The sequence below is a fragment of the Synechococcus sp. A15-127 genome (assembly GCF_014280215.1).
GTDB lineage: Bacteria > Cyanobacteriota > Cyanobacteriia > PCC-6307 > Cyanobiaceae > Parasynechococcus.
Genome location: NZ_CP047948.1, coordinates 412,174 through 425,385 on the forward strand (window position 1 = coordinate 412,174; position 13,212 = coordinate 425,385).

11 protein-coding genes and 1 tRNA gene are annotated in these 13,212 nt (G+C 64.2%); 2 read left to right on the forward strand and 10 right to left on the reverse strand.

Annotation, left to right across the window (positions count from 1 at the left end; all coding sequences use genetic code 11):
* Window positions 1–35: 35 nt before the first annotated feature.
* The gene (gene larE, locus SynA15127_RS02160) at window positions 36–875 is read left to right on the forward strand and encodes an ATP-dependent sacrificial sulfur transferase LarE (RefSeq protein ID WP_186485529.1); all 840 of its coding nucleotides are present in this window, start codon (window positions 36–38) and stop codon (window positions 873–875) included.
* Here larE and speD read toward each other — a convergent pair.
* The gene (gene speD, locus SynA15127_RS02165) at window positions 865–1,320 is read right to left on the reverse strand and encodes an adenosylmethionine decarboxylase (protein WP_043694966.1); all 456 of its coding nucleotides are present in this window, start codon (window positions 1,318–1,320) and stop codon (window positions 865–867) included. The two genes, larE and speD, sit on opposite strands and share 11 nt — an antisense overlap.
* Before the next feature lie 30 nt (window positions 1,321–1,350).
* Window positions 1,351–2,448: a DNA replication/repair protein RecF gene (gene recF, locus SynA15127_RS02170; protein ID WP_255475626.1), complete on the reverse strand. Its 1,098-nt coding sequence runs from the start codon at window positions 2,446–2,448 to the stop codon at window positions 1,351–1,353.
* Between the two features lie 105 nt (window positions 2,449–2,553).
* Here recF and SynA15127_RS02175 point away from each other — a divergent pair.
* A tRNA-Arg gene (locus SynA15127_RS02175) sits at window positions 2,554–2,627 on the forward strand.
* An 8-nt stretch (window positions 2,628–2,635) separates the two neighbouring features.
* On the opposite strand, the gene SynA15127_RS02180 is transcribed toward SynA15127_RS02175, so the two are convergent.
* The 8 genes from SynA15127_RS02180 to SynA15127_RS02215 form a co-directional block, all read right to left on the reverse strand.
* On the reverse strand, window positions 2,636–3,103 hold the full coding sequence (locus SynA15127_RS02180; protein ID WP_186484827.1) for an N-acetyltransferase: 468 nt from the start codon (window positions 3,101–3,103) through the stop codon (window positions 2,636–2,638).
* Window positions 3,104–3,109: 6 nt separating this feature from the next.
* The gene (gene ppc / locus SynA15127_RS02185; RefSeq protein ID WP_186484828.1) at window positions 3,110–6,139 is read right to left on the reverse strand and encodes a phosphoenolpyruvate carboxylase; all 3,030 of its coding nucleotides are present in this window, start codon (window positions 6,137–6,139) and stop codon (window positions 3,110–3,112) included.
* Entirely contained in the window at window positions 6,136–7,278 is a 1,143-nt protein-coding gene (gene gshA, locus SynA15127_RS02190) for a glutamate--cysteine ligase (protein ID WP_186484829.1), read from the reverse strand. Before gshA ends, ppc begins: the two co-directional genes overlap by 4 nt.
* Window positions 7,275–8,795 carry an anthranilate synthase component I family protein gene (locus SynA15127_RS02195; RefSeq protein WP_186484830.1) on the reverse strand — a complete coding sequence of 507 codons (1,521 nt, stop codon included), beginning with the start codon at window positions 8,793–8,795 and terminating at the stop codon, window positions 7,275–7,277. Before SynA15127_RS02195 ends, gshA begins: the two co-directional genes overlap by 4 nt.
* A gap of 69 nt (window positions 8,796–8,864) precedes the next feature.
* Window positions 8,865–9,296: a photosystem I reaction center subunit II PsaD gene (locus tag SynA15127_RS02200; RefSeq protein ID WP_043694980.1), complete on the reverse strand. Its 432-nt coding sequence runs from the start codon at window positions 9,294–9,296 to the stop codon at window positions 8,865–8,867.
* 114 nt (window positions 9,297–9,410) lie between these two features.
* Window positions 9,411–10,787, reverse strand: coding sequence for a sensor histidine kinase KdpD (locus SynA15127_RS02205; protein WP_186484831.1), 1,377 nt, complete (start codon window positions 10,785–10,787; stop codon window positions 9,411–9,413).
* Window positions 10,784–12,025, reverse strand: coding sequence for a rod shape-determining protein RodA (rodA, locus tag SynA15127_RS02210; protein WP_186484832.1), 1,242 nt, complete (start codon window positions 12,023–12,025; stop codon window positions 10,784–10,786). The genes SynA15127_RS02205 and rodA overlap by 4 nt, the downstream gene beginning before the upstream one ends.
* A 2-nt stretch (window positions 12,026–12,027) precedes the next feature.
* Window positions 12,028–13,125, reverse strand: a complete 1,098-nt coding sequence (locus SynA15127_RS02215; RefSeq protein ID WP_186484833.1) for an Mrp/NBP35 family ATP-binding protein — start codon at window positions 13,123–13,125, stop codon at window positions 12,028–12,030.
* Between the last annotated feature and the right edge of the window lie 87 nt (window positions 13,126–13,212).

Below are 13,212 nucleotides of genomic sequence, written 5' to 3' on the forward strand. Positions count from 1 at the left end.
TGGAGCCTACCGAGATCGACTGGGTTGAGAAGCTGATGTTCCGTCCGCAGGAGCCGTTACCGACCCGAGAGGCCGACCTGCTGGAGCAGCTGCGCGCCTGGATGGCGCCATCACCCGGGCTCTGCGTGGCTTATTCCGGCGGTGTCGACAGCACGCTGGTGGCTGCCATCGCCCATGAGCAGCTGGGCGAGCGGGCCTTTGCCGTCACCGGGGTGTCGCCGGCCCTGGCCCCCCATCTGCTGCAGGAGGCACGGTTGCAGGCCGGCTGGATCGGGATCCGGCATCGGGAGTGTGCGACCCAGGAGCTGGAAGACCCTGCTTACAGCAGCAATCCGATGGATCGCTGCTTCGCCTGCAAAAGGGAACTGCACACCCATCTGCAGCCGATTGCAGCGGCGGCGGGCTCTGCCCAGGTGGTGGACGGGGTGAACCTCGATGACCTGGCAGACCATCGCCCCGGAATCAGGGCCGCTCAGGAAGCGGGGGTGCGTTCTCCCTTGGCGGAGCTGGGGATCGATAAGGCAGCCATCCGTTGTCTGTCGCACGCGCTTGGATTCCCCTGGTGGGACAAGCCGGCTCAGCCCTGCCTCGCCTCCCGATTCCCCTATGGAGAGAGCATCACCGCCGAGCGGTTGCGTCGGGTGGGGCATGCAGAAGCATGGTTGATCAGGAACGGGTTTACCCGCGTGCGGGTCCGCAGTCAGGGACTTGTGGCACGGATCGAAGTGCCCAGGGACCGTCTTGAGGATCTGCTGAGGCTCGCTGATGAAGCGAGCCTCGTGCCGACGCTGCTGAACCTGGGATTCACCTCGGTGAGCCTGGATCTTGAGGGGTTGGTGAGCGGCAAGCTCAACAGGGTTCCCGTCAGCGGTTGAGACCGATGGGAGTCCTCAGATCCGTCGCAACAGCGGATGGCGTCTCTCGCAGGAAGCTCTTGAGCGCATGACTGCCGGCCTGTAATTTCTCGCGAAGCACCTGGCAGGCCCGGTCGGGCATGGTGTGGTCACCACAGGTAAAGACATCGACGGCGGCGTAGCCGGTCTCCGGCCAGGTGTGAATGGAGATATGGGATTCGGCCAGGAGGGCCAGGCCCGTCACACCCTGCGGCTCGAATCGATGGGTGATGAGATTGAGAAGGGTTGCACCAGCACGTTTCGCTGCGGTTGTGATGGTGGTTCTCAGGAATGCTTCATCGTCGAGCCGACTCTTGTCGCAGTCGTAAAGCTCGAGAATGCAATGTTTGCCGACCATGTCGGTGGGTTGGCCATTGGTGTCGGTCCATCCCGGGTTGGGATGCAGGTCAGACAGGGTCTGCTCCATCAGGCGGAATTCAGAAAAGAGTCGCCAAGACTATCCGATGTGAACCTCGCTGTTCAGCTCTTCTTCTCCGACGATCTGAGCCTGCTGACGCCAGCCTCCGTCGAAGCCGTCGAGGTGCGTGGCGCTGATCAGGCACTGGTGATGGCAGCCGACCGCCTCCAGAAGAAGGCGCTGACGTTGGGGATCGAGTTCCGCCAGGACGTCATCCAGCAGCAGAAGCGGGGGTTCCCCGCAAAGATCGGTGACCAGCTCAAGCTCCGCCAGTTTGAGGGCCAGCACAAGCGATCGCTGCTGTCCTGCTGAGCCGAAGCGACGAGCGGGGCTGTCGCCGAGCAGCAGCGCGACTTCATCGCGGTGGGGGCCGACCCGGCAGCTGCCCAGCCGCTCCTCCTCCTCCCGCTGCTGCCGGAGTTGCTCCTCGATCGACAGGCGCCAGGGTTCCTCTGCTTCCTCCTCGTCCAGTCGGCTGCCGGGCTGGTAACTGAGATGCAGTTGTTCGCTGCCGGCACTGAGATGGCTCTGCCAGCGACAGGCGATCGGTTCCAGACGCCGCAGGGCCCGCAGCCTGCGCCGGTGAATGCGGGTGCTCACCAGCGCCATCTGAATGTCGAAAGCATCCAGCAGTGCCTCCAGTCCTGTCCTGTCGCGGTTGCTGCGTTGGCGCCAGAGCTGGCTCCGCTGCCGCAGCAGACGGCCGTAACGGCTGATCAGCTCCGCATAAACGGGTTCGAGCTGCAGCACGACCCGATCCAGCCATTGCCGTCGCAGGGCCGGTTCACCCCGCACCAGATCGAGATCGAGCGCACTGAATCCGATGCAGCGCATGGGGCCGATCAGATCTAGCTGCCGGTCGAGCACCTTGCCGTTGCGGCGGGCCAGGCGTCCACCGCTGCGCCGCAGTTCCAACTCCAAGCGATCACCGTCTCCCACCTCCGCCCGCAGCACTCCCCTCGAGGCGTTCCACTGGATCAGGTCACGGTCACTGCTGCAGCGATGGGAGCGCAGGCTCCCGAGCAGTTCGACCGCCTCCAGAAGATTGGACTTGCCGATGCCGTTCGGGCCGATCACCAGTAGCCGCGGCTGGTTCAGCTCCAGCTGCAGCGCCGTGTGGTTCCGGAACCCCTGCAGATGGAGCTTGTGGAGCCGGATGGGTCCGGGAGCGATCTGTGGGTAAGGTACCTGGAATGGAGCGGCCTCCGGGTCGTTCTCCTGCTGCGGCTCAGGCCGTTCAGTGGGCATGTAGCTCAGCTGGATAGAGCATCAGATTCCGGTTCTGAGGGTCGGGGGTTCGAATCCCTCCATGCTCGTGTTCATATCAGGTCTGAGGTGATTGAAGCCTCAGGCCCATGGCTCGGATTCCACTCGGGTCGATCACAAAACCGCACGACTGAAGCGACTCGATCGCCATCGATGAGGCGGACACCGAAAGGCTGCATCCAGGCAGATCCCTGCGGAGGATGTGCAGGGCTCGGTGCACCAGCACGGTCAGCAACACCCCCTGGTCCGGGCCAGGCCGAGCCGAGAGATTCCAGAGGTTGGCGTTGAGGGCGAGATCGCTGGTGGCCCGCACGAAGCCCACAAGCTCACCGCTGGATTCCTCGAGAATGCTCAGATGCCAGAGGCTGCGGGCGAGAGCCTGCGGCCAGAGATCTTCGGCATGGGTGCTCTCTTGGCAGGAGGCCAGCAGCTGGTTGATCGCAGCAGCAGAGGGAGGCTCAACAGTTTCCAGCCGGTATCCGGTCGGAAGCTGGGGGGTTGAGGACTGCTGGAAGAACGGAAGCAAGGAGACTCAGCCTGTGTTGCGCATGCCGGCGGCGATGCCGTTGAGGGTCAGCAGAGCACCGCGGAGCAGTTCACTGCGGCTGTAGGTGCGCCGGTCCTCCGACACTCCAGGTGCCTCGCTGATGGGTGGTTGACGGTTCTGATCGCGGAGGCGCTTCAGCAGGGCCACCTGCAGGAAGCCGAGGGGCACGATCGTGCGGTTGCGAAGGTCGACGGACAGCTGCAAAGCCTGATCGGCTCCGAGCAGGCGCTGCTGCCCTGTGATCTCCAGCACCAGCCGCAGTGTGAGGGCGTATTCATCCGCGATCGACTGGAAGATCGCTTCGAAGGCCTCTCTCTGCTCCGGATTGCCCAGGCTGGTCATGTAGTGATGAGCAAGGTCCAGATCCACCTTGGAGAGGGTCATCTCCACCTTGGAGACCAGCATGCGGAAGAAGGGCCAGCGCTGATGCAGGCGACGCAGCAGATCGAGCTGCTCAGAATCGGAATCGACCTCGGCGGCGAGAGCCGTTCCCACGCCGTACCAGCTGGGCAGCAGGAACCGGCTCTGGGTCCAGCCGAAGACCCAGGGGATGGCTCGCAGGCTGGAGAGATCGCGCGCTCCGCTCTTACGGCGGGCCGGGCGGCTGGAGATCTGAAGTTTGCTGATCTCCTCGATCGGAGTGACCTGCTGGAAGAAGGCGACCAGATCAGGGTTGTCATGCACCAGAGCCCGGTAATGCTCCCTGGAGCGGGTCGCGACACGGCTCATCAGCTGATTCCAGCTGGGTGTCGCATCCAGCTGGTTGGTGACCAGGCTGTTCTGCACCACGGCGGTGGTGACGGTTTCAAGGTTGTAGAGGGCCAGCTCCGGCAGGCTGTACTTGGAATTGAGCACCTCGCCCTGCTCGGTGATCTTGATCCGTCCCTGAAGCGTGCCGCTCGGTTGGGCAAGGATGGCCTGATAAGCCGGTCCACCGCCGCGACTCACCGATCCGCCACGGCCGTGGAAGAGCCGAAGGGCCACACCATGGCGACTGGCCAGCTCCTGGAGGGCGATCTGGGCCTGATGGATCTCCCAGTTGCTCGAGAGGAAGCCTGAATCCTTGTTGCTGTCGGAATAGCCGAGCATCAGTTCCTGCAGCGGCTGTCCCTGGACGCCGACCGCGGGCAGCAGTTCGCGGTACTGGCTGGTCTGAAACAGGCTCTCCATCACAGCGGGGGCCTTCTGCAGATCCTCCACCGTCTCGAACAACGGCACCACCAGCAGCGAAGCCTGCTGCGCCTGAAGATCCACCAGGCCGGTCTCCTTCGCCAGCAGCATCACCTCCAGCAGATCGGAGCCCGTGTGGCTCATCGAGATCACGTAGGAGTGGCAGATCCGTTGCCCGAACTCCTGCTGGAGGCGATGCAGCATGCGGAACACCGCAATCGTCTGAGACGTGGGCTCCGACCACTCCACCGCAGCGGGGATCAGAGGGCGACGCGTCTGCAGTTCCTGAAGCAGCCAAGAGAACCGTTCGTTTTCCTCCATGGCGCCATAGGCCTTGGGCAGCTGGAGATAGCGGGTCAGCTCATCGATCGCATCGCTGTGACGGGTGCTTTCCTGACGGATATCAAGACTGGCGAGCGAGAACCCGAAGATGTGCACCTGGTGCAGAAGGGTGTCCAGGGGTTCGCAGCTCAGCTCTGTGGAGACCAGGCTGTTTCGGATCAGTTCAAGATCGCTCCGGAACTGATCGATCGAGGTGTAGTGAAGGGCCTCATTGCCCTGAAGTCCGTCCTGAGCCTGGGCAGTGCTTTCCTGCGGGGTCTGCCAGCCCGCTTCCGAGAGCTGGTTGTTGCGCACCAGCGTGAGTTCCAGGCGCTCGAGGATGTAGCTGAGCTTCAACCGGTATGGCTCCAGGCGGTAGCGGGCCGCCCGTTCCTCGTACACCTCCGGGAAGCGCAGCCGGTCCATTTCCAGCGATTCGAGCAGCTGAGGCGCCACCTGACTCCACTGCATCGAGATGCTGAGCTGATTGCGCAGCGCCTGCACCGAGCCGATGTAGAGCTCGAGCATCAGCTGGCGCTGGTAGCAAGCGGTGCGCCAGGTGATCTCCGGGGTCACCGAAGGGTTGCCGTCCCGGTCTGATCCAACCCAGGATCCGAAGGTGCAGAACGATGCCTGGGGGAACTGCACATCCGGGTAGTGGCGGCTCAGGGCAGACGTGAGTCGTCGCCGCAGCTGAGGCATCGCCGCGAACAGCACCTGCTGGAAATAGTGGAGGGTTGAGTCCACCTCATCCAGAACCGTCGGCTTGAACTGATGCAGCTCGTCGGTGCGCCACCAAAGCCGGATCTCTTCTTCCAGCTGGCGCCGCAGATTCTCCTCGTCCTGACGGGCAATTGGCAAGTCCGACTGCAGCCGCTGCAGCAGATGGGCCACACGCCTCTGCTTGTGACGAACGGTGTGGCGGACGATCTCAGTGGGGTGAGCGGTGAACACCAGCCGGATGTCGAGTTCCTGCAGCAGGTTCTCCACCTGGCCGGGTGGGACATTCATCCGGCGGAGCCGCTCGAACACTTCACCGAAAGTGGCCGGATCCGTCTGGCTGGCCAGGGGTGGTGCGAAGGGATCGAAGTGATCACCCGCCTCGGGTTGCTGGCTCCAGCTGGGCCTGAGGCTGTCGAGGTAGCTGTCCTCTTCGATGCGCTGCTCGAGGATGTTGATCAGCTGGAAATAGAGCGAGAAAGCCCGGGCCGCGGCGATCGCCTCGGAGAGGTCCATCGCCCGGATCAGCTCGACGACCGCTTCACTGGTGCTCTCCCCGTCCCGACCTTCCAGGGCCACGGGATCACTGAGCTGCTTGAGACGCAGCAGCCTTTCGCTCTGCTCCGGCGGGCATTCACTGCGCAGCACGGTCTGCCAGAGGTCCTCCACCAGCTCAAGGCGGTTCTGCAGCAGGCGGCCAGCTCCTTGGCCTCCACCGCTGGCCCTGGGCTGTTCGCCGTCGGGAGCTTGGGCGGTGGACTGGGGCATCGAAGCTCCGCTGGACGGGTGACTGGCCATGATCATCCCAAAGCGGGGCTCGGTTCGTGGAGCAGCTGCTCCTGTTGCTCCATGGCATCACTGCCGGCACGGAGCAGATCAGCAATCGAGCTGCCGCGGGCATGGGCCTCACGCCAGCGCATCGCCTGATTCCCGCTCGCCAGGAGACCCTCGAGCGGCAGCAGTCGCTGTTGCAGTCCGAGCTCTTCGGCGAGGGGGGTGATGCTTTCAATCAGGTCCTGAACCCAGCGGCGGCACGCCACAGGAGCCCCATCCCTCCAGTGGTGCAAATCGGCATCGAGGCTGAGCTGCGCCGCAGCAGCATCGTTGCTGTCGGCGAGCTCCGCCAGTTTATCGGGGCTCAGGCTGCTGCTCTGCAGAGGATCAAGCTGCCGGGAGTGCCTCGCCAGGCTGAGCACCCGCAGTTCCAGAAGGGTGGTGATCGCCAGCAGTTCGGCCGGATCGGTGACCAGGTCGCAGATGCGGAGTTCGAGCCGATTGAGGTCGTAGGGACGTCGCGGCCCATTGGGGCGAACGGAGGTCCACAGGTGTCGCTCGTTGCGCATCGATCCGATGGCCAGTTGCTCTTCCACCCACTGCTTGTAGTGGTCGTGATCGAGGAACAGGGGCACCTTGCCGGGCGTGAGAGGGAACTGCTGCCAGCGCTGGGAGTGGTGATCACAGAGCTGACCTCCCAGGAACGGTGAACTCGCGCTGAGGGCCAGCAGCAGGGCGGCTTCACAGCGCACCAGCCGCAGGGCTGCGAACAACAGTTGAGGGTCAGTGAGTCCGAGATTGATGTGGATGCTGGCGGTCACCACCCGGGTGCCATAGCTGTTCTCGATCAGAGCGTGATACGGGTTCTCCGGATCGGAGCGCTCAAAACGGCTGGGGTCCCCGAGGCTGAGGGTGCTGCCTGGGAGCAGCGTCAGTCCACGCTCGGCGAGCCAGGTGCGCAGGATCCTTCGGGGGGCGAGCAGCGCCTCCGTCAGAAGCGCGTAGTCCGCGATCGGCGCTGTTGTGTATTCCAGATTCCGTTGATCCGGCTCCGTGACGAAATCAGGAAGATCGCGCACCACCTCAGTGGCGACACCGACGTTTTCACCGTTCGGGCGGCCGGTGAACAGTTCCACCTCGAAGCCCTTGAGCAGGAGTGAATCCCTCATGACGGGAGCGGATTCAGGCAGGCCAGCGCTGTGAGCATGCCTCGGGCTTTGTTGAGTGTCTCCTCATACTCCGCCGCGGGTTTCGAATCAGCGACCACACCAGCCCCCGCCTGCACGCTCACCCGGCAGCCGCCCTGTTCACCGGGGCGCACAACCATCGTGCGGATCGTGATGGCGGTGTTCAGGGCGCCGGCAAGATCCACCGAGCCATAGACCCCGGAATACGGACCGCGCGCATCCGGTTCGAGTTCGTTGATCAGCTGCATCGCCCGGATCTTCGGGGCCCCGCTCACGGTTCCGGCTGGGAAGGCAGCCATCAGCAGGTCCCACACATCGTGTTCAGGTGACAGGCGCCCCTCCACCTGACTGACGATGTGCATCACGTGGGAGTAGCGCTCGATCACCATCAGATCCTTGACCGTGACGCTTCCCGGTTGACAGACCCGTCCCAGGTCATTTCGGCCGAGATCCACCAGCATCACGTGTTCGGCGCGTTCCTTGGGGTCTGCCAGCAGTTCCGCCTCCAGTTCCCTGTCCTCCAACTGGTTCCGTCCTCTGGGACGCGTGCCGGCGATCGGCCGCAGGCTGGCGTGGATCCCGTCCGCCGCTGGTTCCGCCTGCACCATCACCTCCGGGCTGGACCCGATCAGCTGCCAGTCTCCGAAATCGAAAAAAGCCATATAGGGAGACGGATTCACCATCCGCAGGCTCCGGTACAGCTCCAGGGGTGACTGGGGGACCGATGCCTCCAGCCTCTGACTGAGAACCAGTTGGAACACGTCCCCCGCGGCGATGTGCTCCCGTGCGGATTCCACCGCCGCTTCGAAGTCGCTCCGATTGCGATTGCTGCTCACGTCCGGCAGCACATCCGCGTTCGGGCTCCACTGGAGAGGTGCGACCGCCGGCAGGGGGGCGTCCATGCGGCGACGCAGGTCGGCGATGCGCGCCAGAGCTGACTGCCAGGCGACCTCCACGTTGCAGCCGCCGCTGAGGTCGCCGTAGGCCACCGCCGTGATCAGACGTTTGACTTGATCGAAGATCAAGATGCCGTCCATCAGCATCCAGATGCCATCCGCTGGTGCAGTGTCGTCCTGCGGATGAATCGGAACGGTGGGCTCAATCCAATGGATCAGCTCGTAGCCCCACATGCCGTAAAGCTGTCCCAGTGGAGGCAGCCCAGGCAGATTCGCGCACCGGTACGGAGACAGGCAGTGACGCAAGCCGTCAAAGGGATTGCCCTGATGGACATCTGACGCTCCATCACGCCACCGACGGGTCAGCCGGTCACCGCGGGCGGATGCTGTCCACAACGGATCGCAGGCGATCACACTCCAGCGACCCAGTGTTTCACCACCTTCCACGGATTCGAGCAGCACTCCGGGGGGACGATCTGCTCCCACCTTGATCCAGGTGGTGAGGGGGGTCTCCAGGTCCGCTGGCCAGCTCTGGGCCAGTGGAATCAGATTTGCGCCGGAGTCTGCGGCCTTTTGAAAGGCGGCGCGATCAGGACTGAACATGAGCGCATCCTCGCAGCCCCTGCCCGAAGGGGGCTCCCTCCGGGCGACGGCTTTGCCGTCGGGACGCGATCAGGCGTCGTAGGTGTTGCGACCGCTGAACTTGATGTTGGCAGGGTTGGTGTTCTGGCCGATCCGGCGAGGGTTGTGACCCACCATGGCGCGACCCTCGTTCACCTTCTCGGAGAAGACGCCGTCCTTGGGATGCAGGAACTCGGTGTCTCCACCGGGGAAGATCCGGTAGATCTTGTAATCCTCGATCCGGGGCTTGAACTTGGTCCGCAGCTGAGTGCCGAGGGCAAGGCACTGCTCCTTGCGAGCGAAGTACATCAGGTTTTCGCCGGCGTTCATCGTCGCGGCACCGCCGGTGGGCAGCTCGAAGACCTGAGCGATGCTGCTGGTCCAGGTGATTGCGTATTTCTCTTCGGTCTCAGCGGAATTCAGCAGACCGCCGGTGCTGCCGATGTTCTGTGGAAGTTGACCGTTTAACGCCGATGCTGTCATTGGCTGCAGGACTCCAGACGGGCCGATACGACTGGAAAGTAGCACTGTGAGCAGGCCAGGATCCGCGCTGGGACTGCAACCTTCACACCAGTCAACAAAGGGATCCCGGAGGCTTCAGCCGTTCTCCTCGGCCACTGGAAAGAACACCGTCAGCTCCCGTTCGCGGCGAGCGTGGTACCGACCTCCGAGGCTGGCCAGCAGCTGTCGGGTGGCCTGCTGGCTCAGTTGCAGGCTTCCTGTGGTCGGATCCCAGCTGAGCACGGGGCCGACCTGCTCAGTCGTGTCACCGTCCGCTGCACTCCCGTCAGAGCCGGGAGGCGACTGATCGCTTGATTCCACAAGCAGTTGCAGCTTGAGGCGAGCTCCGGCTGCCCGCAGAAGCAGGATCAGCTGACTTCCCGCCGGCAGTCCTCGACCGCTGCGATCGATCAGGCCTCCGAGCATCGGCTCCAGCCGCCGGGGATCACTCAGAACAGGAGGCAGGCCGGCCTCCAGATCGAGCACCAGGCCAATGCCCCGGCGCTCCAGCTGATCACCCCAGCCCGGAGCCAGGGATCGCAGGATCGTCTCAAGGTCGGTTCTGGCCAGGCTGGTTTCCTGCGGCTGACGCTGCAGTTCGGCGGCGTGGAAAATCAGTCCGAAGCGGTCGATCTGTTCACTGCACTCCACATCGATCTGGCGCAGACGGCCCTGAACGATCGAGGGCAGATCCCTGCGACGCAACAGGGAGCGGATCAGCGTGCGGATCGTCGCCAGTGGGGTGCGCACTTCATGGGTCAGAGCCTCCAGCAGGCTGAGGTCATCCTCCCGGTCGCTGGCGTCCGGCACAGCCTGCGGTGATGAGGCCTGCGGTGATGAGGTCTGCAGGGTGAGGCTCGGTGCCGTGGTGGCGAGCCGCTCGGCGAGTCTCGGCCAGAAGCGCTGCTGCAGCTCGTCATCACTGTGCAGCGGCCCGAGGTCGGCCAGTTTCTCGGCGAGTGTCTCCGCTTGCAGCGGGTGCTCCTGCTGCAAGCGATGGCCCAGCAGCGCGAGCGCGTCGGTGAGGGTCTCCGGATCACTGCGCATCAGCAGCTGACGCTGTCCGGGATCTCCGATCAGAGCCAGGGCCAGCTGCAGTGTCGGCGTGATGACCAGCAGGAACGGATCCTGTCCATCGCTGTCCTGAAGCGGCAGTCGCTGGAAGTGCGAGCCCTGCTCGAACGACGCCTCCCGACCGGCGGCCGGAAGCGCCGTCTGCCCCGGTGCGAGACGGTCGAGGCTCTCCGGAGCCCAGACCCATCCATTCAGGTGGCGCAGCAGCTCCGGCTCATACAGCGCAGGCAGTGGTGCGGCCAGCCAGAGGCCGCCAGGATGACCGTTGCTGAGCAGTTCCTGCTGCAGCGTTTCCAGGGCGGCCCACCAGAGCCGCCGGACGCCGGTTTCATCACAGGTGCCGTGAACCTGGTCCCTGGCCAGAAGCCGGCGCAGGTCGTTGAAGCTGGTTCCGCTCACCAGTGACCTGCCGACGTCGATCGGCTCTGCCTCAGAACGGAGAGGCTGAGGCCGAGGGCGATGAAGTTCACCACCATCGCTGAGCGTCCGTAACTGAGAAATGGAAGAGGGATCCCCGTGACAGGCCCGAGACCGATGGTCATGAAGATGTTGACCACGACCTGGAACATCACCATGGTGCCGATCCCGATCACCACGAGGGCTTCGAAATCGGTGCGAGCGGCGCGGGCCACCTGCAGCATCCGGGCCATCAGCAGCGCGAATCCGATCACCACCAGCAGACAGCCGATGAATCCGGTCTCCTCACCGAGAGCGCTGAAGATGAAGTCGGTGTGCTGTTCAGGGATGAAGCGCAGCTTGGTCAGTTGCCCCTGGAGGAAGCCACTGCCGAAGAGTCCTCCCGAACCGATCCCCACGGTGCTCTGCAGAAGGTGATAACCGCCGCCGAGTGGATCCTTGGCGGGATCGAGGAAGAGCACCAGACGATCGCGTTGATAATCCTTGAGGCCATGCATCCAGAGCCATGGGGTGACTGCTGCCATGGCTCCGTGGATGGTCACGGTGATCAGGGCTGCCAGCCGCTTCCAGGGCAGAGCTGAGTAGGCCAGCACTCCCATCAGGGGAATCCAGGCCGCCATGGCCCAGGGCAGCAGCCCGGAGAGCAGGGCTGTGATCAGTGGTGAGAGCAGCAGCACCAGCCACTCAAACGGCATGCCCGACCAATACAGCATGGTCAGCATCAGAGCGCCGAAGACCAGAGAGGTGCCCAGGTCCGGCTGGATGAACACCAGCAGCCAGGGGACGGAGATCACACCGAGTGGTCGCAGGAGATCCACCGGTCGTTCCACGGGGTGCCGGGCCAGCACGGCGGCCACCAGCAGGATGGCGGCGACCTTGGCGAACTCCGAGGGCTGCACATGCACCCCTGCGATGCTGATCCAGCGCTGAGCTCCGAGGGCGGTGGTGCCGATCAGCCGCACCGCCACGAGGCTGGCCACGGTGAGGATGTAGATCGGAATCAGCAGAGGTCGCAGCCGGCTGAGGGGAAGCCTCTCGAGCATGAGCGCGATCACTGTGCCCACGGCTGCTGTGACCCAGTGCTGATACCAGTTCGCATAGTCAGCCTGACGCTGCGTGCTGGCGATCAGAACGCCCGCGACCGCCACCATCGCCAGCGGAACACCCCAGAGCACCCATTCCCGCTGTCTCCCCCGTCGGCCGCGGCTGGTGCTGAACATCCTCAGGTCGGCTGCCCCAGCTTGTCTGCCAGGGAGGCTGCATGGAACACAGCTTCGGCCAGCTGTCGGAACTCCTGGGCACTGGTGGAATCAGGCCGGCTGGTCACGATCGGCCGGCCGGCATCGCCTGCTTCCTGCAGTGGCATCTCCAGCGGGATCTGAGCCAGCAGCGGCACGTCGTAGTCCTGAGCGAGGGTGGCTCCACCGCCACTGCCGAACAGGGTGTAGCGGCGGTCGGGCAGATCCGGAGGGATGAAGGCGGTCATGTTTTCGGCCACTCCAAGCACGGGGATTCCCAGCTGGCGGAACATCGCCAGACCCCGCCGGGCATCCTGCAGAGAGACCTGCTGCGGCGTGGTCACGATCACAACGCCCGCCATGGGCACGGCCTGTGCCAGAGACAGCTGGGCATCGCCCGTTCCGGGGGGTAGATCCACCACCAGGACGTCCCGTTCCCCCCACTCGGCTTGATAGAGAAACTGTCGGATGATTCCGTTCAGCATCGGACCCCGCCAGATGACGGGTTGGTGCTCGTCGATCAGAAGCCCCATCGACACCATGGCCACGCCGCAGCTTTCGATCGGGATGATGCGCTGCTGATCACCGCTGCCTTGCACCTCCGGGGTGCAGTCCGCCACACCCAGCATGGTGGGAACGTTGGGGCCGTAGATGTCCGCGTCGAGCAGTCCCACTCGATGTCCCTGCTGGGCCAGGGCGCAGGCGAGGTTCACCGCAACGGTGCTCTTGCCGACTCCGCCTTTGCCGCTGCTCACGGCGATCACCTGCCGCACGCCTGGAATCGGTTGACGCTCCGCCGGCTGACCATGTCCAGCCTGGCCGATCCCCCCCTGACTAGGGGGGGGTGGTCCCACTTCGATCTGAACCTCTGCGATGCCGTCGAGCTGGGTGAGCAAAGTGCGCGCTTCGCTGGCAATTCGCTCCCGCTGACTCTGGGCGAATCCAGGCAGCATCAATCGGAACACCACCCGCGGAGGCGCGACGCGCACCTGATCGATCCAGCCGAGCTCCATGACCGGTCGGCCGCTGCCGGCATCCTTCACCTGTTCCAGGCAGCTGACCGCCTGCTCCGCCGTGACCATGTTCAGAGCTGATGCGAGCGGATCCTAGGGGTGGCCTTGCGTGACAGTCCCTGTCGGGATCTTGTCGGGGCCTCACCCGGGCTGTTT